At 44.9% G+C, this 20,242-nt stretch carries 16 protein-coding genes and 1 pseudogene; 13 read left to right on the top strand and 4 right to left on the bottom strand.

Going from position 1 to position 20,242, the window contains the following annotated elements; all coding sequences use genetic code 11:
* The first annotated feature begins 122 nt into the window (after positions 1-122).
* The 5 genes from LW728_RS14395 to LW728_RS14415 all read left to right on the top strand — a co-directional run bounded on the left by LW728_RS14395 (position 123) and on the right by LW728_RS14415 (position 2,357).
* On the top strand, positions 123-293 hold the full coding sequence (locus LW728_RS14395) for a hypothetical protein (protein WP_002802191.1): 171 nt from the start codon (positions 123-125) through the stop codon (positions 291-293).
* 551 nt (positions 294-844) lie between these two features.
* Positions 845-1,165, top strand: coding sequence for a hypothetical protein (locus LW728_RS14400; RefSeq protein WP_002777378.1), 321 nt, complete (start codon positions 845-847; stop codon positions 1,163-1,165).
* Positions 1,155-1,598, top strand: a complete 444-nt coding sequence (locus tag LW728_RS14405) for a type II toxin-antitoxin system YhaV family toxin (protein ID WP_287767082.1) — start codon at positions 1,155-1,157, stop codon at positions 1,596-1,598. The genes LW728_RS14400 and LW728_RS14405 overlap by 11 nt, the downstream gene beginning before the upstream one ends.
* A 146-nt stretch (positions 1,599-1,744) precedes the next feature.
* Positions 1,745-2,026 (top strand): type II toxin-antitoxin system RelE/ParE family toxin, encoded by a 282-nt coding sequence (locus LW728_RS14410; RefSeq protein ID WP_002761671.1) that lies wholly within the window; start codon positions 1,745-1,747, stop codon positions 2,024-2,026.
* A gap of 16 nt (positions 2,027-2,042) precedes the next feature.
* Complete coding sequence (locus LW728_RS14415) at positions 2,043-2,357, top strand: HigA family addiction module antitoxin (RefSeq protein WP_002733868.1); 315 nt, start codon at positions 2,043-2,045, stop codon at positions 2,355-2,357.
* Positions 2,358-2,516: 159 nt separating this feature from the next.
* Here the strand turns inward: LW728_RS14415 and LW728_RS14420 are convergent, their stop codons facing one another.
* Positions 2,517-3,836, bottom strand: a complete 1,320-nt coding sequence (locus LW728_RS14420) for a four-carbon acid sugar kinase family protein (RefSeq protein ID WP_287767084.1) — start codon at positions 3,834-3,836, stop codon at positions 2,517-2,519.
* Positions 3,837-3,986: 150 nt separating this feature from the next.
* Here LW728_RS14420 and lpxA point away from each other — a divergent pair, with 150 nt between their 5' ends.
* Both lpxA and lpxB read left to right on the top strand, forming a co-directional pair.
* Complete coding sequence (lpxA, locus tag LW728_RS14425; protein ID WP_287667004.1) at positions 3,987-4,823, top strand: acyl-ACP--UDP-N-acetylglucosamine O-acyltransferase; 837 nt, start codon at positions 3,987-3,989, stop codon at positions 4,821-4,823.
* Between the two features lie 186 nt (positions 4,824-5,009).
* Complete coding sequence (gene lpxB, locus LW728_RS14430) at positions 5,010-6,212, top strand: lipid-A-disaccharide synthase (protein ID WP_002802204.1); 1,203 nt, start codon at positions 5,010-5,012, stop codon at positions 6,210-6,212.
* A gap of 273 nt (positions 6,213-6,485) precedes the next feature.
* On the opposite strand, the pseudogene gcvP reads toward lpxB, so the two are convergent.
* Together gcvP and LW728_RS14440 are read right to left on the bottom strand one after the other, a co-directional pair.
* Positions 6,486-9,440, bottom strand: a pseudogene (gcvP, locus tag LW728_RS14435) (aminomethyl-transferring glycine dehydrogenase); the annotation flags it as partial.
* Positions 9,441-9,648: 208 nt separating this feature from the next.
* Entirely contained in the window at positions 9,649-11,274 is a 1,626-nt protein-coding gene (locus LW728_RS14440; protein WP_287767087.1) for an ArnT family glycosyltransferase, read from the bottom strand.
* Between the two features lie 29 nt (positions 11,275-11,303).
* On the opposite strand from LW728_RS14440, the gene LW728_RS14445 reads away from it, so the two are divergent.
* Positions 11,304-12,104, top strand: a complete 801-nt coding sequence (locus LW728_RS14445; RefSeq protein ID WP_287767089.1) for an aminotransferase class IV — start codon at positions 11,304-11,306, stop codon at positions 12,102-12,104.
* 285 nt (positions 12,105-12,389) lie between these two features.
* Here the strand turns inward: LW728_RS14445 and LW728_RS14450 are convergent, their stop codons facing one another.
* Positions 12,390-12,740, bottom strand: coding sequence for a single-stranded DNA-binding protein (locus LW728_RS14450; RefSeq protein ID WP_002802212.1), 351 nt, complete (start codon positions 12,738-12,740; stop codon positions 12,390-12,392).
* Positions 12,741-12,969: 229 nt separating this feature from the next.
* On the opposite strand from LW728_RS14450, the gene LW728_RS14455 reads away from it, so the two are divergent.
* The 5 genes from LW728_RS14455 to LW728_RS14475 all read left to right on the top strand — a co-directional run bounded on the left by LW728_RS14455 (position 12,970) and on the right by LW728_RS14475 (position 20,231).
* On the top strand, positions 12,970-14,007 hold the full coding sequence (locus tag LW728_RS14455; RefSeq protein WP_002802216.1) for a rod shape-determining protein: 1,038 nt from the start codon (positions 12,970-12,972) through the stop codon (positions 14,005-14,007).
* Between the two features lie 90 nt (positions 14,008-14,097).
* Entirely contained in the window at positions 14,098-14,847 is a 750-nt protein-coding gene (gene mreC, locus LW728_RS14460; RefSeq protein ID WP_287666990.1) for a rod shape-determining protein MreC, read from the top strand.
* The gene (gene mreD / locus LW728_RS14465; RefSeq protein ID WP_043997835.1) at positions 14,814-15,395 is read left to right on the top strand and encodes a rod shape-determining protein MreD; all 582 of its coding nucleotides are present in this window, start codon (positions 14,814-14,816) and stop codon (positions 15,393-15,395) included. The genes mreC and mreD overlap by 34 nt, the downstream gene beginning before the upstream one ends.
* 119 nt (positions 15,396-15,514) lie before the next feature.
* A complete protein-coding gene (locus tag LW728_RS14470) occupies positions 15,515-17,965 on the top strand; it encodes a transglycosylase domain-containing protein (RefSeq protein WP_287767090.1) in 2,451 nt (816 codons plus the stop codon).
* Between the two features lie 505 nt (positions 17,966-18,470).
* On the top strand, positions 18,471-20,231 hold the full coding sequence (locus LW728_RS14475) for a M61 family metallopeptidase (protein ID WP_287767092.1): 1,761 nt from the start codon (positions 18,471-18,473) through the stop codon (positions 20,229-20,231).
* The last annotated feature ends 11 nt before the right edge of the window (positions 20,232-20,242 follow it).

Here is a 20,242-nt window from a genome sequence, read left to right on the forward strand (position 1 = left end):
TAAGAATAGGCTTTTTCCATGTCTCACATTTTAGCATATATTTTGTAAATGCGCTAATATTTAACAGTAAAGCCGTCGTAGAACGACGGGGTTTCAGACCCAAATTTTCGATGAGGCCTCCCATGAATAGGATAGATGCTCCCAACCTCTTGACTATTATTTATGTCCTGGTGGATGACTGGTATCAAGAACAGGGATATCGCTTGACTCCCATGCTGCCTGGACCTGAGCCTAGTTTCAGAGATAGTGAAATGTTGACCTTTTGGTTTATTCCCCGAACGCTCCCGCAGTAGAATCCGTATTGCAGTTCATTCAAGGCAACAATATCCTAGCCGACAAGGGGTTTATTGGTAAGTAGTCGTGCAAAATTAATTTCCTAGTAAAGATAGGCAAAAGGCAAGAGGCAAAAGGCAAGAGGGGGTTAGATATGTGTAATTAGGGTCTGCTGAATAAATCTAAAAACCTTGTTGGATAAGACTTTTAGACTTGTTTTTACTCAAAAAGTGCCAGCCGTTGCGGGGATCGGGGGGAAAATTCAGGTACTTTTTCCCTGAAAATTAGGTAATTGACTGCCTCAAAATCGGTAAAACCCCACACCCCACACCCCACACCCCACACCCCACACCCTGCCCCCAGGAAAAGCTTTTTCAGCAAACCCTAATTAATTTTGCTTAGGTACTTAAATCGAAATCCGCTAGTTTTACTCGATGGCTTTCTCGGCGCGCTCCCCTATAGTATATATGTATGGGGGAAGTTCAGCTAAAACGCGGTTGAGAAGCTGGGCAACCTTGTATGTTATTAAATTATGTAATAACATGATATGTAGTAAACCTTGCCTAAAATCATGAGTAACAAACAATACAATCTAACCTGGGCTAGAATAGGCAATGCTTCAGGTTTCCGTCTGAGTGCCAGTTTTTTTAAGGATAATCCCCAATTCAAAGAAGCTAAAGGTGCTGTTGAAGTTATCAGCCCTGATACCTTATTAGTCCGCTTACAGCCTCAATCTGTAGAACAGGAGGAAGATGAACTGATGCTGAGTTTATTCTTAGATTTTCTGACCAAGCAAGCCCTATTAAATCCTGATGCTGAGTTAGAAGCTTATACGGAAGCGATGGCAGCGGTCGATGAAGAGTTGATGACAGGAGTAGAACTTGATAGTTAACGGTTGGCGAATCTACTTTATTAAAAGACTTTTTGGGCAACAACGTCGCGATTTACAAGTTGAGGTTCGTAAACTAAAAAACACCTTGCCAACAGAAGCATACCGTACTCATTCTACAGTCAAACTCTACAGGGCGATTATGGTCGCCATTAAAGAAAAAATCCCTCTCGACCCTTTTGCTTCCCATTTTGCTCTGACTGGGGCGCTCAAGCATTACGGAAGAGTCAAAAAGATGGGACTACCTGACCGTTATCGCTTATTCTTTCGGGCTATACAAACCGAGGAGTATAAAGCAATTTTTGTTTTATGGCTAGGCTGTCCTCGCAAACAAGGGGATAAAAATGATTGTTACAAAGTTTTCACAAAAATGGTTGAGCGAGGTGATTTTCCCAATTCTCTTGACGCTTTAATCCTTGATAGCCAAGAAGATTAGCTAGTGATAAGGTGGTTGAAAAAGCGATCGTAACCCACAGATACACTTTCAACTGCGCCTCCACAGAAAGATTGCGATCTAACATTAGCATGAGATCGATGATCGCACTAAGATGATATGATAGTAGTGCATTTTCCTAATTATTGATGATTAAGAGTTTTGCATCTAAGGAGACAGAGCAGGTATTCAAACGTAAATTTTCACGAAAATTACCTCAAGATATTCAACGAAATGCTCGGAGAAAGCTAGAAGTTTTAGACGCGGCCGAAACTTTACAGGATTTATGCATTCCTCCATCTAATCGGTTGGAAAAACTCTCAGGAGATAGAAAAAATCAGCATAGTATCCGAATTAACGATCAGTGGCGGATCTGTTTTATTTGGAAAAATGGCAACGCCTACAATGTAGAAATAGTCGATTATCATTAATTGTTACTCAATAATCATGACTGAGAAAAAATTATTAGCCCCCATTCATCCTGGTGAGATTCTGTTAGAAGAATTTCTCAAACCGATGGAAATTAGCCAAGAACGTTTGGCAGAAGATCTTAATGTACCAATAGAGCAAATCAAGGAAATTATCGAGGAAAAGCGAGGAATTACTGCCGATATTGCCTTAAGGCTTTCTCGTTATTTTGGTATGTCTGAAAGGTTCTGGATGAATCTTCAAACAAGGTATGATATTGAAGTAGAAAAAGATAGGCTCAGAGAACGTTTAGAGAAGGAAGTAAAAGTCTATGCTGCTTCACAAGCACTGTAGCATAACCGAAGAAATAGGGGAAGAATAATAATTTTAACCCCCCGTAGGGTGGATTAGCGCAGCGTAATCCACCATTACATCAATTATTGAATAACCATAGATTAGGTGCGTTACACTTCGTTAACGCACCCTACAAGAGCGGCGATCTCCTATCCCCTCCTATTGACACAAACGTTGATAAACTGTGGCCAAAGCTTGGACATCACCGACGTTACCCGGGAAAAGAACCACGGGTAAATTAGGAAAGAGGGGATGATCGGCTGCTGTACGGACCATGGAGACACCGGGGAGAATCTGACCGAGTAAACGGGCCGATTGCAGGCTTAAACCCGTACTTAAGACATCATTGGAGGTAATTCCGCCTTTACTGATTAAAAAACTGATATCACTGGGTAAACCCTTAACAATGTCCATTAACAGGGTGGAGACGGCAACCCCAAAATCAAGGCGTTTCTGCACAGAGGCAAAGGTTAACTCTTGCCGACTGGTATAGATCACGGGGGTTTGTTTATTTTTGTGAATAAGCTTGACTTTTTCCAGAGCTTGTGCTAGGAGTTGCTCTCGTTGCTCAGGACGATCGCGCAATGCCGTCACATCGATTTCGACTCCGACGGTGTTGGGTTGTTGAAGCAGTTCATCTAATTGTTGGCTAGTTTTTTTGACGTGGGAACCGACGATAATTGCCCCGGCTTCCCCCGTGGGCTTATACTTACCCATAGATTCGGGTGCGATCGGTTGAGTTCCTAAATTAGCCAAAGAAGTTAAAATACTGGCGGCACTACGGAATAAAAATTTTTTTCCCTCCCCTGCGGCGGTTAAAATATCTTCAGCAAAGCGATCGAGATCCGCTTGAGTTTCCCCATCTACCACCCCACATTGATTATTTTTGAGCTTTTGCAGTCGTTCTAAACTACCTTGACGGATATCTGCCAGTAAAAATCTCTCTACATCATCTGCTTTAATTTTACCTTTCGTTTTCTCCTCCACATAATCCGGCAGATAACTATAGTGGTAGGCAAAAACCGAATCGCGAGCAAATTCCGTCTCGTGGACGGGAGTGGGAACGCCATCGATGATTAAATAGTGAATACTATCGCGGGTGATTCTACCTCCCTCAAAAAAGGCTGGAATCAGGAAATGAGCATCAAAACCGCCCAATTCTTCGGCAATAACATCAGTTTCGATCGGATAATGCCCGCGCAGGGTAGAATCGGAACGACTAACCACCAAAAAATCCTCGATTCCCTCTTTAGTTAAGGCAGTTTTCAGGTTATGACAGACTTCTCGCGTGACAGACTTGGCTTTTTCGGGGGTTAAAGCGCGAGTATTGGTCAAAACAAAGAAAATTGGCGCATTATCTGCCAATCCCAAGCGGAGAGTATCTTCATCCCACCGCATCAATAACAGACAACTATGGACTGTTTGGGAACCTGTCGGGTCGTCATCTAAGACTATAATTTTAGGTCTATTATTACTCATATATTTTTTATCAGGATGGGAGGGACGAAGGAACCAAGAGAATCTGGTTAATAGTTTATCGGGTTCTGGTTCCCCATTAAAGTCGTCCCCTCCCTAAGCAACCGCTATCAATCTTGATCACAATCTGTCCAATATAGGATAAGCTATACCTTGATTCATACAGTGACGAAGTTGAGCGCGGGAGACTTCCCTTTGAATACGTTAATTCACCCCACTGCGGTTATCCATCCGTCGGCAAAACTTGATCCCAAGGTTAAAGTTGGTCCCTATGCTGTGATCGGGGCCCATGTGGAAATTGAAGCTGATACAATTATTGATGCCCATGTGGTCATTGAGGGTCCGACCAAAATTGGCAAGGGTAATCATATTTTTTCTGGGGCTGTTATTGGTAATGAACCACAGGATTTAAAGTATAAAGGTGGCGAAAGTAGCGTGGAAATTGGTGATAATAACCAAATTCGCGAGTTTGTCACGATTAATCGCGCCACCGATACGGGAGAAGTTACCCAAATTGGCAATAATAATTTATTAATGGCCTATGTTCACGTTGCCCATAATTGTATTTTGCAAGATAACATTATTATCGCTAATAGTGTCGCCTTGGCCGGTCATGTCCAGATCGAATCAAAAGCAGTTATCGGGGGGGTTTTAGGAGTACATCAATTTGTTCATATTGGCAAAATGGCCATGTTAGGAGGAATGAGTCGTATTGATCGCGATGTTCCCCCTTTTACTTTAGTAGAAGGCAATCCCTGTCGCGTGCGAACTCTTAATTTAGTCGGTTTACAAAGAGCCGGTTTCACCGATGAAGATCTAGCTTTACTGAAAAAAGCTTTTCGGATTATCTATCGTTCTAATATAAATCTTCAGGAGGCTTTAGAACAAGTTTCTCTCTTAACCGATAACCCCCATGTTCAACATCTCTGTCAATTTTTACAATCCTCTACCACGGGAGAAAAACGCCGCGGTTTAATTCCGGGAAAATAATTTTTTTATTGAGGAACAGGGAGTGGGGAGTGGGAATTATGAATGATGAATTATGAATTATGAATTGGGGAGCGGGAAGAAAAAGCGTTCGACAAAAGCTCACCCCGAAGTCTGTCTTCTCAATCCTGACTCCTATCTCCAGCAATCCTGTCTCCTGAATTCTTTTATTATCAAATAATTATCCAAATGCGTATATTTATTAGTACGGGTGAGGTATCGGGTGATTTACAGGCAGCGATGCTGATTGAATCCCTTTTTAAACTAGCTAAAATTCAGGAAATTGAGTTAGAAATTTTTGCTCTAGGTGGCGATCGCATGGAGTTAGCCGGAGCGAAAATGTTGGGTAAAACCACTCGACTGGCTGCCATGGGATTAATTGAATCTATCCCCTTTATTTTGCCAACTTTACAACTACAAAAACGAGCAAAAGAGTTTTTTAGAGATAATCCCCCTGATATCATTATTTTAATTGATTATGTGGGGGCAAATGTGGCGATCGGTCAATCGGCTAAAAAAATTATTCCCGATGTCCCAATAATTTATTATATTGCCCCGCAGGTGTGGATTTGGTCAGAAGAAAATATTCCCTCAGCTAAACTAAGGGCCACAGCAGAAAAGTTATTTAATACGGAAAAATTAATCGCCGTCACCGATAAATTATTGGCAATTTTTCCTGCCGAAGCTCGTTTTTTTGAAACAAAAGGTTTACCAGTAACTTGGGTGGGACATCCTTTAGTTGATCGTATGGCAAATGCTCCCAATCGCCAAGAAATGCGGCAAAAATGGGCAATAAAACCCCAAGAAACGGTGATCGCTTTGTTACCCGCTTCCCGTCAACAGGAGTTTAAATATCTCGTGCCGACGGTGTGCGCTGCTGCTAAAAAATTACAGGAAAAAATTCCCGATATTAAGTTTTTAATTCCCGTTCCCTTAGCTTTATACGAACCAAAAATGCGAGAATTAGTGGCGGAATACGGATTAAATGCGGTGATTATGGAACGAGATCAGACTTTAGAAGCGATTGCCGCAGCCGATCTGGCTGTGGCTAAGTCTGGTACAGTTAATCTCGAAATTGCTTTGTTAAATGTGCCGCAGGTGGTGGTTTACCGTTTAAGTGCAGTTACTGCTTGGATTGCCCGCAATATTATGAAGTTTTCTGTACCATTTGTCTCACCGGTAAATTTAGTTTTAATGCGAGAAATTGTTCCCGAATTATTACAAGAGGAAGCTAACCCAGAGAGAATTATGCAGGAATGTCTAGATTTATTATTAAATCAGCAACGTCGGCAAAAAATGTTAGATGAATACGCAGAAACCAAGGCCGGTTTAGGAACAGTAGGCAGTTGTGAGCGAGTGGCACAAGAGGTATTTAAAATAGGCCTTTGTTAGGGTTAGGAGCCGGTCGTCAGGAGACAGGATTCAGGACACAGGAGACAGCTTTTTTCTCCCCGCTCCCCAATTCATAATTCATAATTCATAATTCCTACACCCTACACCCCACGGCTGCATCCAACATTTGCAGAAATATCGACAATCAGCAATTATCAGTAACTCTGAAATTGGTACAAAAATATGAACAATCGCGTGTAAGCATCCCACCGAAAAGCTAATGCGCGGGGGGTTTGGGGGCGGCGCCACGCCCCCAACGGGGGGTTTGGGGGGTAGAACCCTTCTGTCCCCGTAGGCATTATCAACCCGTCCCACTACCGGCCAGAATTTATAATCTTTTAGCCAAGAAAGCGGGTAGGCTGCCTGTTGACGGGAATAGGGACGACTCCAATCATCGACAGTTAAAACTGCGGCTGTGTGGGGGGCATTTTTCAAAGGATTATCGTGGGGATCCATGCTACCATTAGCGATCGCTTGTACCTCTTGATAGATAGTTAACAAAGCTTCACAAAAACGGTCTAATTCTCCCAAAGATTCGCTTTCCGTGGGTTCCACCATCATTGTACCCGCCACGGGCCAAGAAACCGTCGGCGCGTGGAAACCGAAATCCATCAAGCGTTTTGCCACATCTTCCACCTCGATGCCGGCCTGTTTTTTCAGGGGACGTAAATCAATCACGCACTCGTGGGCAACCGTTCCCGCGCTACCCTTAAATAACACCGGATAGGCCGACTCCAGACGAAAAGCCATATAATTAGCGTTCAAAATTGCCACTTCTGTCGCTTTTTTCAAGCCAGCTGCCCCCATCATAGCGATATACATCCAAGAAATCACCAAAATGCTGGCACTACCCCAAGGCGCGGCCGAAATAGCCCCAATCGAGTCCTGATGCTTACCGTTAGCGGTTTCTGGGGATAATTTCGCCAAAACCAGGGAAATATCGGGCAGAAAAGGCACTAAATGGGATTTTACTCCGATTGGTCCCATACCCGGTCCCCCCCCACCGTGGGGAATACAGAAAGTTTTATGGAGATTCAAGTGACAGACATCAGCGCCAAAATCCGCCGGACGACATAAACCCACCTGAGCATTCATATTGGCGCCATCCATATAGACTTGACCACCGTATTGATGAATCAAGGCGCAAATTTCGCTAATTCCCTCTTCAAAAACGCCGTGAGTGGAAGGATACGTTACCATCAAAGCCGCTAGATTATCCTGATGCTTCTCGGCCTTAGTTTTCAGGTCATCAATATCAATATTGCCCCGAGAATCGCAATTAACCGCCACTACTTTCATACCACACATAACGGCGCTGGCAGGATTAGTCCCGTGAGCGGACTCAGGAATTAAGCAAATCTGACGATGACCTTGACCGCGACTTTCATGGTAGGCTCGGATCACCTGTAAACCGGCATACTCTCCCTGAGAACCGGCGTTCGGTTGTAGAGAAATGCCGTCAAACCCGGTAATTTCCCCTAACCAAGTCTCTAACTGTTGAAAGAGAAGTTGATAGCCTTCTGCTTGGTCAATCGGGGCAAAAGGGTGTAATTTGCCGAATTCTGCCCAAGTTACTGGAATCATCTCCGCTACGGCATTGAGTTTCATCGTACAGGAACCGAGGGGAATCATGGAAGTATTTAAGGCTAGATCCTTTGTTTCCAGACGGTGCAGATATCTGAGTAATTCCGTTTCCGAGTGGTAACGATTGAACACCGGCTCGGTAAGATAGGCACTGGTACGGGTTAGATTAGCGGGTAATTCTAGACTAATTTTCTCGACTAATTCCGCCGTGGTAAAGGGTAATTCCTCGGTGGGGGCAAAAATTTGCCATAAATCCCACACATCCCTGAGACTGCTGGTTTCATCGACACTAATCCCTAAATTATTGTCATCAAAATAACGCAGATTAATCTTATGGGTTTTTGCCTTGGCAAGGATGTCCTTAACTCCCGTGGATACCGTAACTTTGAGCGTATCGAAGCGCGGTTCTTTCCCCACCTGATAACCCAACTGTTTTAAACCAGTTGCCAATAAAGCGGTTAATTTCTGCACTCTTTGGGCGATTTTCTTGATTCCTTCCGGTCCGTGATACACCGCGTACATGGAAGCAATCACCGCTAGTAACACCTGTGCGGTACAAATATTACTGGTGGCTTTATCCCGGCGGATATGTTGTTCCCTGGTTTGCAAAGCTAAACGCAGTGCGGGTTTACCCTGACTATCCTTCGATACCCCGACAATGCGCCCCGGAATACTGCGTTTATAGGCATCTTTGGTGGCAAAATAGGCGGCATGGGGACCCCCATAACCCAAGGGAACCCCAAAGCGTTGACTGCTACCCACGGCAATATCAGCCCCCAATTCGCCGGGGGGAGTCAACAGGGCTAAACTGAGAATATCGGCGGCAACGGTGACTAACGCGCCATTTTCCTGCGCTTTGGCGATAAATTCCCGATAATCATAAATTACGCCATCGGTGGCTGGATATTGTAATAATGCGCCAAAAATCGGCGTTTTAAAGTCAAAGAGACGATGATCCTCAATAATAATATCAATACCTAAAGGAATCGCTCTGGTTTTAACAACTTCAATCGTTTGGGGATGGCAACTACTGGAGATAAAGAAAGCATTGGCTTTAGTTTTACATAGTCCATAACTCATGCTCATCGCTTCCGCGGCTGCTGTTCCTTCATCGAGGAGGGAAGCGTTAGCAATTTCCAGACCGGTTAAGCTAGTGATGAGAGTTTGGAAGTTTAAGAGAGCTTCTAAGCGTCCCTGGGCGATTTCCGCTTGATAGGGAGTATAGGCGGTGTACCAACCCGGATTTTCTAAGATGTTGCGGAGAATTACCGGCGGGGTGATACAGTCATGGTAGCCCATGCCAATAAAGGAGCGAAATACCTGATTTTTTGAGGCAATAGCTTTTAATTGGGCAAGAGCGGCGTATTCACTCAAGGCAGGTGGTAGATTAAGGTTTTTTTGTAAACGAATTGCTGCGGGGACTGTTTGAGCGATTAACTCCTCCACGGTGGCAACACCCAAAACCGCCAGCATTTTCTCGATTTCCGTCTCCGTCGGTCCAATATGACGGTTAACAAAGCTATCGGTACAGTCTAGCAGGTCTTGCAGGTCAGCAGGAGCGAATTCCTCGGTTTTCTCGGCCGTAATTGACCCATTTAGCATATTAATCTCGGTTTCAACAATTACAAAAGTGCTGCGTTTCATCGCTAGGGGTGATTTTAACGCAACTTGTAAAATTTTTGTAATATTTGAAGCCAGCAAGTTAAAGCCTAAGCTAATTTGCTATCGACCTATGGACAAAATTAACTTCATACTAAATCCGGTTATTAAAAACTGATTATCTATTGCTCCTTTTGCCTATTGCCTTTTGCCTGTCCTCATAAGTAGCCTATACTCAACGGATTTAGTATCACTACTGCCTTGTCACCAAAAACCAACCGGAATCCGTGGCTCCGAGCGCCTTTAATCCTTCTAAATCAGTAGCTTCTTTGGTTTGACGATCGATAATTAGGTAGGGTTGCTTGTGACTTTGCCAATGATTGATTAATTCTTCAGTAGCAAGGGGAAAAACCCGACGACCACTATAAAAATTTAATGAGGGGCGCTCGTAGGCAAAAGCAATATAAACAGGGTGATCAGCCGGCACATATTTCTGTACTAAAATCGCCACAGGTTTGACGGGGAAATTCTCATTTAATTCCCAGATCCACAGGGGAGAATTGACAAAAATAAACAAAGAAACCAACATTCCCCAGAGTAAAACCAGGCTGAATTGTTCCGAGTGCCGAGCTAACAAAATCGCCGTTGTCACCATGGTCAGGGAAAGTGACAATAAGGTTAAAAGAATTAAGGGATGGAGAGGTTCAATAGCGGCAAAATTACCAGGGAAATAGGCTATTAAAGCTAATAAACCCGCCACAACGCCGATCATACCCAGAATAATTGACCAGATTGGATTATAGGGGCGATCGATGGGAAGATTACCCAGCTGCGCCAAGGCATAACCGGCCGCTAAAGCTAAGGCCGGATAGATCGGCAGAATATACCAAGGCAACTTGGTGGCCATTACCGAAACCACCAACAGATAAACACCCGTCCAAACTAACAGTAACTTCCCCCAACTGTAGAGATGTTCCTGACGAGCTAAACGTAAACCCCAAACCGAGAAAATTAACCACGGCCAACTATATTTAATAATTTCCAGCAGATAATACCAAAACGGTTCGCGATGATCGTCCAGATCGTCACTAACTCGCTTTAACTGTTGAACAAAAAGGGAATCGAGAAACTCCCGCTCGTAGTGCCAAAATTGGGTGCTATACCAAGCAAAAGCGGGAGTTGCTCCCAATAACCAACCCGACCAAAAATAGGCAGACGTTAATAACCGGGGGGTATCCCAGAGCAGAAAAATAAAGCCGATACCCGCCAATAATAGCCCCATAATACCCTTAGTCAGACAAAGGAGGGCAAATCCCAACCCCGCCCCCACAGACCAGCGTAAATCGCGTCGTGAGCGCAGTAAACCAACAAACATCAGCATTTCAAAACACAATACCGCTCCATCCAACATGGCTAAACGGCCATGGCGCACCACCGGCAAAAGAGTTAAATAGATCAAGGCCGACAGTAAAGCTGGCAAACGAGCGGGAAAAATTTCTCGACCGAGAAGGTAGAGGAGCGGCACCGATAAAGCTGTAAAAAAAGCGGGAATTAGTCTAGTATTGGCCTCATTAATGCCCCCGAAATGGTAGGTTAGACCAATTAAACTATGAATCAACGGCGGTTTATTCAGGTAGGGATCACCCCAAAAACTGGGAAATAACCAGCGCAATTGTTCCAGTGGGGTTTGGCTAATTTCCTTGGCCACCTGAGCGATGGTCGCTTCATCCCAATCCCGCAAGGGTAAATTACCTAATCCCACTAGATAGATAATTAAGGCCGCTATTAATAATCCCAGTAAACACAGAAATTCTTTAAAATTTTCTCTCTGACGCAATTTATAACTAGAATATCCCCAAGTAAATTTTTGACGGTTCATAAGCTAGGGCAGTAAACAGTTAACTGATTATGTATTGGTATAATGGCGAATTAATCGAGAATGAGCGAATCAGTCTGGGTATTGATGATATTGGGCTGCTTTATGGAGCCACACTCTTTACTACCCTGCGTATCTATCAACAAAGCTTAGATCATCCCCTAACCCATTGGCAAGAGCATCTCGAACGTTTGCACTCTAGTTTACAAGTTTTCCGCTGGTCCACTCCCGATTGGCGGCGAATTCGCCAAGGAGCCGAAGAATTATCCCTATTCTATCCTGTTCTGAGAGTTACAATTTTTCCCGATGGTAGGGAGTGGATTAAAGGCAGATTTCTCCCGGAAGATTTAAACATTAGACAAGAGCGGGGAATTATTGGGTGGGTAACAGATAATCCCGCTTGGCAACGCGTTTTAGGAGAACATAAAACTGGTAATTATTTAACCCCTTGGTTAGCGTCACAAACGGCTCAAAAAAAAGGAGCAAAAGAAGCGATATTAGTTGATCGAGTCGGGAATTGGTTAGAAACTAGCACCGGCAATTTATGGGGATGGAAAGATAATTGCTGGTACAGTCCCCTGCTGACTGCTGATATTTTACCCGGGATCGGGCGCTCGGCTTTGATCGGCTGGTTAAAAAAACAAAATATTTCCCTGCAAGAAAATCTCTGGACTCCCGAATTTGTCGGGACTTTACAAGGGATTGCCTATAGTAATTCCCTGGTAGAAATTATCCCTTTTAATTCTATTCTTGGCTGGGATATAGAGATAAATACAGCTATTTATAGAGAAATTTTACCAGATTTACAGCAATATTTTTCCAGTCAATTATAGAATAAATAGGGTTTGCTGAATAAATCTAAAAACCTTATCCAACAAGGTTTTTAGACTTTTTTTCCCTCAAAAAGTGCCGACCATGGGAGTGATTGGGGGGAAAATTCAGGGACTTTTTCCCTGAAAATTAGGTAATTTACCACCTGAAAATGGGTAAAACCCTACACCCTACACCCCACACCCCACACCCTACCCCCACGAAAAACTTTTTGCCGCAAACCCTAAATAAGGGTGTGTTACTAGAGGCTAACACACCTAAAATCTGGAAATAATACCGCTCAAGCTTTAAAATTCTCGCTCGGAATTAGCCTCACTATCGCGCTTAGAACCGAGTAAATCTAATTGATCGACGAGAATCACTGGTTTAGAGCGAGCTAATCCCGTGTTTTTATCATTCCAGGTATCCATTTTTAAAGAACCCTTAATCCCGATTAAACCGCCTTTTTTCACATAATTAGCGGCCACCTCCGCCGTTTTGCCCCAAATTTCCAGATCGAACCAATCCGGCTGATCGCTATTTTTCGAGCGACGATTAACCGCTAAAGTTAAAGTACATAAAACCTTACCCGACTCGAAATACTTGGTTTCCGGATCTCTCCCCGCTCGTCCCACCAAATGAACCAGATTTAAACTCATGGTCTTAAATCCTCAATTTAGTACAATAGTATGTTTATTTTAGCCCGAAACCTTGAACTTGACCGGTGGGCAGCCAGAAAATTAGGCCAAAGACCTGGGTAAATCTGGAGAGAAAGAAGCGATAATTAACTAGACTTGAGAAACAAAACCTAATAAAATCCAAGTCGATTCGATCGAAAGTCTAGCTATAGCAACGTTTTATTGATCAGAACAGGAGTGAAAACAAGTGGTGGGTTTTTTTAGAGGACTAGGCTTATCAAGGGACATAGGTATAGACTTGGGTACAGCAAACACCCTCGTCTATGTATCAGGGAAAGGCATCGTTTTAGAGGAACCATCGGTAGTGGCGATCGATCAAGATCGTAACCCGGTCGCCGTCGGGGAGGAGGCCAAAAAAATGCTCGGTCGCACTCCGGGCCATGTCACCGCTCTGCGACCCCTGCGCGATGGGGTAATCGCCGATTTTTACAGTTGCGAGATCATGTTAGCGGAATTTATCAAACGAGCGCTCGATGGCACGATTGGCAATCCCCGCATGGTAATCGGTGTTCCCAGTGGCATTACCGGCGTAGAAAGACGTGCGGTGGTGGATGCGGCCAAAAATGCCGGCTCGCGAGAAGTGGGGTTAATTGATGAACCCGTTGCCGCGGCCTTGGGTGCCGGTTTACCCGTCTCGGAAGCGACGGGAAATATGATCATCGATATCGGTGGCGGCACCACGGAAGTGGCCATTCTCAGTCTTGATGGGACTGTGATCAGCGAATCGGTGCGCGTCGCTGGGGATGAACTGACGGACTCAATTATCGCCTATCTAAAAAAAGTCCATAACCTGATTATTGGGGAACGTACGGCCGAAGATATTAAAATTCGCCTTGGTTCGGCTTATCCCTCCCCCGGAGATGAATTTCCTCCTCTGGAAGTGCGGGGATTGCATCTCATGTCCGGTTTACCCCGCACCGTGACGATCAAAGCGGAAGAAGTGCGGGAAAGTATGGATGAACCACTTTCCGTGATCGTTGATGCGATCAAACGTACCCTAGAAAAAACTCCCCCCGAATTAGCGGCCGATATTATCGATCGCGGCATTATGTTAGCGGGAGGGGGTGCTTTATTACGGGGACTCGATCTCCTAGTCAGTCACGAAACCGGTATCGTTACCCATGTCGCTGAAGATCCCCTGCGCTGTGTTGTCAAAGGCACGGGAGAAGTGTTAAAAAATCAGAAACTCTTTGAGCGGATCGTGAATGAAACAACTCGCAATGTCTAAAGGTCACTAGGATCGGTTAGCCGTTAGCTATCAACAGCGGAAAAATACACGGATTCTCACTCTACACAGCCAAGAGGTTTAAAATCGCTCATGTATTCAGCACGACGAAAATGGACACAGCAGGGATGGCGGCTTTTTCTGCTCGCTGCCGCTTTGGGGGGAGCTTGGTACATTCGCACTTATCAAAGTGGGGCGATTTTAGAATTGTATGGTTTATTAACCCGCCCTTTTCAGGGAGAGGAAACTAATCTGCAAGAGCAACTTCTGGCCGATCAACGGGTGCGAGAATTACAAAATCGTTTAAGTGAAGTCGAATATCAAAATCAACAATTAAAAAAACAGCTTGGTTATTATCAAACCCAGAAAAAACCCCTGATTTCTGCCCCAATTATTGGCCGCAGCGCCGATGATTGGTGGCAACAGGTGATTATCGGTCGCGGTAGCGCCGATGGTGTGCCAGTGGGTGCTTCGGTGACGGGAATTGGCGGTTTAGTGGGACGGATTACGGAAGTTACTCCCCACACCAGCAAAGTTTTATTGATCAGTAATTCCCAAAGTCGCATCGGAGCAACGGTGAACCGTAGTCGGGCCATGGGTTTGATTCAAGGTCAGGATTCCCAAGTCGCCACCCTGCGCTTTTTTGAAAAAGCTCCCGATGTGAAACCGGGAGATGTGGTGACAACTTCGGCTTTTAGTAGCCTTTTTTCGCCAGGGTTGCCCATCGGTCGCATAATTTCCCTTAATTTACAGGAAAATCCCGCCCCCACCGCCAAAATTGAATTTACCGCCACCGTGGACAATCTCGAATGGGTCTTCGTTCACCCGCAACCCCAGCAGTGAGAGGGGGAATTATGCTGAAATTAAGCCGTTTATCAGCCCGTTCTCGTTTTATCCTGAATATTTTAGTCACTATCGCTTCACTGCTTCTCTGTACCTTTCTTTCCTTAATGCGGCTGCCCGGTATGGAGATTTTAGGCATCTCTCCCAATTGGTTACTGATTTGGTTGGTTAGTTGGAGTCTCAATCGCTCTTGTCTCGATAGTGTGGTGGCCGGATTAGCGATCGGTGCTATTCAAGATAGTTTAACCTCTAATTATCCTTCCCATCTCATGGTTTTTGGTCTCATCGGTTTCCTCACTTCCCGTTTACACCGACAACGTTATGTTAAAGAAGAATTGATCGCCGTGGTCCTAATTGTCTTTGTTATGACTTTAATCGCCGATGGTGCGATCGCTTTTCAATACTATCTACAAGGAGGCAAAAATCTCGCTGATCTTTGGCTCGATTATCAACGCATTGGCCTCACTTCTGCTCTGCTTAGTAGTCTCTGGACTCCCCTCCTCTATTACCCTCTCCAGCAATGGTGGCGACAATTTAGCGATCTTTAAAGAGATAGGAGTCGGTCGTCGGGAAATTATTTTTATTTATTCTCCCTGCTCCCCTCTCCCCACTTCATAATTCATAATTCATAATTCATAATTCCCACTCCCTCACCCACTCAACTAACATGAAATACAAACAAAAACTTAGTCAATTTTTTCATAATCTCGCTAATAAATTAGAGAACTCCCAGCAACCCCCTAAAGTCGATCCTATCGACTCCGAATCTGCTCCCGTTGCGGGGGAAAAGCCAGTAGAAGCGGCTTCCGAAGAAAAAAAGGTTAATTTAGTCTCCCGAACCAGTAGTAAGGCTCTAGAGACGTTAAAACCCTTAAAGAACAAATTTACTACCCTGATCGACAATTCCCCCTTACCGCAATGGCGACAACATCCCCGCTTTGGGTTGTACTTGGGATTGGGATTAGGCGTAACTGGGGGCATTTTGGGGGTAGGTTGGGGCATTTATCGCCTTGAAAGCTCTTTACCGCAAAATATCGCCGATATAGAAACATATACTCGTCCAGGCACCCTAACCATTCAAGCCGCTAATGGGGAAATCCTCAAGCAAAATGGCCCTAGCACTTACGAAACCGTGAAAATTGCCCAAGTTCCCCCACTGGTACAGGAGGCCTTTATCGCTAGTGAAGACCGCCGTTTTCGCCAACACGGGGGAGTTGATGGCCAGGGTATTGCTCGCGCTCTCTTTTCTAACCTGAGAGCCGGGGGAGTGGTGGAAGGAGGCAGCACCATCACCCAACAATTGGCCCGAATTGTCTTTTTATCCCAAGAAAGGAGCTTCGACCGCAAATTACGCGAAATGCGTATCGCTCAGAAAATAGAAGATAAATATACAAAAGACCAGATTTTAGAGCGTTATTTCCACCTAGTTTATCTCGGTTCCGGGGCCTACGGTCTGGCCGATGCCGCTTGGTTATATTTCAGTAAACCTGTCGATAAATTAACTCTAGCCGAAGCTGCCACCCTTGCTGGCATTGTTCCCGCTCCTAGTCTCTATTCTCCCCTCGAAAACCCTAAATCTGCCCTAGAACGGCGTAATATCGTCCTCAAAACTATGGCCGAGGTGGGATTTATTACTAACGCTCAAGCCGAACTGGCGATCGCATCTCCCCTAGGCATTAAAACCAGTCCCCTAAAACGTCTGCAACGGCAAGCGGCCTATTTTACCGATTATGTGGAAAAAGAACTGCCGCAACTGGTTCCCACTAAAACCCTAGAAGCGGGGGGATTGGTGGTAAAAACTACCCTTAATCCTCGTTGGCAAAGCGAAGCGGAGGAAGTGGTAGAAAGAGCGGTTTCTCGTTATGGCCAGTGGCAGAACTTCCAACAGGCGGCTTTAGTGGCAATTGACCCCAAAAATGGGCAAATTAAGGCTATGGTCGGGGGAATTGACCACGATAAGAATCAATTCAATCGGGTCACACAAGCAAAACGTCAGCCGGGATCTACTTTTAAACCTTTTGTCTATGCGGCGGCGATTGCGGCGGGGAAATCCCCCTATTCTAATTATAAAGATGCTCAGTATGTGGTGGATGGTTATAAACCGGAAAACTACGGTGATAGGTATAGCGGCCGCGAGGTGTCCATGCGCGATGCTTTGACTTCTTCCCTGAATGTGGTGGCAGTTCAGGTGTTAGTAGCTGTGGGTTGGAATCCGGTGATTAAATTAGCTCAAGATATGGGGATCCAGTCGAAACTTTTACCCACTTATTCTTTGGCTTTGGGTGCTTCGGAAGTCAATCTTTTAGAATTGACCAGCGCCTACGGCACTTTTGCTAATAATGGTGTGCATCAACCAGTTTACGGTATTAATCAGGTACTCGATCGCAATGGTAAGGTAATTTATCAAGCCAATTTTAAACCGAAAACTGCTCTGAATAAAAACACGGCAGCGACGATGACTTGGATGCTGCAGGATGTGGTTAATTCGGGAACGGGAACCCCCGCACAAATTGGTCGTCCGGTAGCAGGAAAAACCGGCACTTCTGATAAAGCTCGCGACCTTTGGTTTGTCGGTTATATTCCCCAATTAGTCACGGGAATTTGGCTCGGTAATGACAATAATAAACCCACCAATGGAGCCAGTACCATGTCCGCTTGGATGTGGCGACAATTTATGTTAGAAGCAATCAAGGATATTCCCTATCAAGGTTTCCCAGAACCGAATTTAGGCAAACGTCCGGTGACATTAAAAGCGGAACCCATTAAACCCCGACGTACCTACTTTACCCAAACTACTAACAATCGTTTAGCCAGCAGCGATGAGGGTTCCCCCACCGAAGGACCTATCCGCAGACGGCGACGGGTTCGGGTAAGTCGTGAGCAAACTATCGTCCGTTCTAATACTAGCGAACCCAGCCAACGCCGTTCTAGTCGTCGGCGTACTAGGACTGCTCCTACCAGCGCCGCTGCTCCTCGTCCTGAAAATACGGCCCCCGCAGCAGCTGAACCGATTACCGTTCCCGTCACTGTGGCAGCTCCCGACACTCGTTCGGTTCCCCTACCGGTAACTCCTCCCCCCGATGTGACTCCTCCTGCACCCCCGGCAGAAAGACGCTGAATCGGCAAAAAAAACCGCAGGATTGGCGGGGGTTTTCTTTCCCAAACTGCTCGGTAAAATCTTGGAAACCCATCGGATTTTTGGCACCGCTATAATACTAAATCCGTTGAGTATAGGCTACATATCAGGAGAGGCACTCATGCAAGGGGAGTGACTCTTAAATTATTACAGATGCGTCAGCGGCCGTCCCTACCCCAACGGGGGGTTTGGGTAGGGTTGATTCATGAATCAACCCTACTATCAATCAACCCTACTATCAATCAACCCTACTATCAATCAACCCTACTATCAATCAACCCTACTATCAATCAACCCTACTATCAATCAACCCTAGGGGTTTGGGGGGTAGAACCCCCCAAAGGCTTGGATTGAGTGATAAAATCGGAAGTAATACTAAATCCGTTGAGTATAGGCTACATATCAGGAGAGGCACTCATGCAAAAGGGGGAATAAATAATCAGTTTTTAATAACTGGATTTAGTAGAATAACTTAAAAGCTTGTTTAATGCCGATGACCAGTCTTATTTCCCCCGCTACCATCTCCTCAACTCGTTTAAGTCTCAGCTATCAAGTGGCTATGTCGGAACCGACTTCACACCTCTTTGAAGTCACTCTACAAATTACCGGTTGGCAAGCTCCGATTTTAAACCTAAAAATGCCGGTTTGGACTCCCGGTTCCTATCTGGTGCGGGAATACTCCCGTTTAGTCCAAGATTTTCAAGCTGTTAACCTCAACAGTCGCAAAGTTGCTAAAAATCACTGGCAGATTGACACTGGTAATAGTTCCGAAATAACGGTCAAATATCGCGTTTTTGCCCACGATTTAACCGTCAGAACCAACCATCTCGATGATACTCACGGTTACTTCAACGGGGCTGCTTTATTTTTCTATATCCCCGATTATCAAAAACATCCCCTCACCCTGACAATTATCCCCCCCCATGGCGATTGGCGCGTTACCACTGCCTTAAAATCTTTACCCGGACAGAAAAACACCTTTCACGTTCCCGATTTCGATACCCTGGTGGACAGTCCTGTGGAAGTGGGGATTCATCAGTTATACGATTTTGTCGTCGAGGGAAAACCCCATCAATTAGCTATCTGGGGACGGGGAAACGCCAATCCTAGTCAAATTATCGCCGATACGACTAAAATTATTCAAACCGAGTCCGCTATGTTCGGTGGACTCCCTTATGATAATTATCTCTTTTTGCTACATCTTTCGGCGGCTGGTTACGGGGGACTAGAACATAAAAATTCCTGTACCCTTAACTATGCGCGTTTGGGATTGCGAGATAAGGATAAATATAATCGTTTTCTGCAATTAGTCGCCCATGAGTTCTTTCATCTCTGGAATATCAAGCGTATTCGCCCAAAAGCTTTAGAAAGCTTCGATTATGACGCAGAAAATTATACTTCTTCCCTCTGGTTTGCCGAAGGAACCACCAGTTATTACGATATGATAATCCCTCTACGGGCGGGAATATACGATAGTAAGACTTTTTTAGAGCTTTTAAGCAAAGAAATCACCCGTTATCTCAATATACCCGGTCGTCTTGTCCAACCTCTAGGCGAATCGAGTTTCGATGCTTGGATAAAACTCTACCGACGGGATAGCAATAGCGATAATAGTCAAATTTCCTACTATCTCAAGGGGGAATTATTGTCGCTGCTTCTCGATTTACTAATTCGCACCCACACCGATAACCGTCGTTCCCTCGATGATGTTTTACGCTCGATGTGGCAACATTTCGGTAAAGAGGAGATTGGTTATACCGATGGGGAGTTGCAGGCAATTCTCGAATCGGCTGCGGGAGTGGATTTAAGCGACTTCTACCAGCGTTATATCGACGGTTTGGCAGAATTACCCTTTAATCAATATCTTGAACCTTTTGGACTCTATCTGCGGGGGGTTGACAATGGGGAGACGATACCTTATCTGGGAATGCGGGTACAGAGTGAAGCGGGTAAAGAAATAATTAAATTTGTCGAGATGGGTTCCCCTTGCCAAAAAGCGGGAATTAATGCTGATGATGAATTATTGGCTATCGATGGATTGCGGGTGACGGCGGAACAGTTAAACGGAAGATTAAAAGACTACCGCGCAGGTGATATTATTCAGATAACAGTCTTTCATCTCGATGAATTGCGAACCCTTGCTGTTCAACTGGCTGCCCCGCAGACGATTCGCTATGAAATTATCAGGGTAGAAAATCCTTCTAATAGCCAGAAACAAAATTTTTCCGCATGGGTAAATCCCGTTTAGTTCTTGGTTAA

The sequence above is a fragment of the Microcystis sp. 49638_E5 genome, assembly GCF_021300285.1.
Taxonomy (GTDB): domain Bacteria; phylum Cyanobacteriota; class Cyanobacteriia; order Cyanobacteriales; family Microcystaceae; genus Microcystis; species Microcystis aeruginosa_C.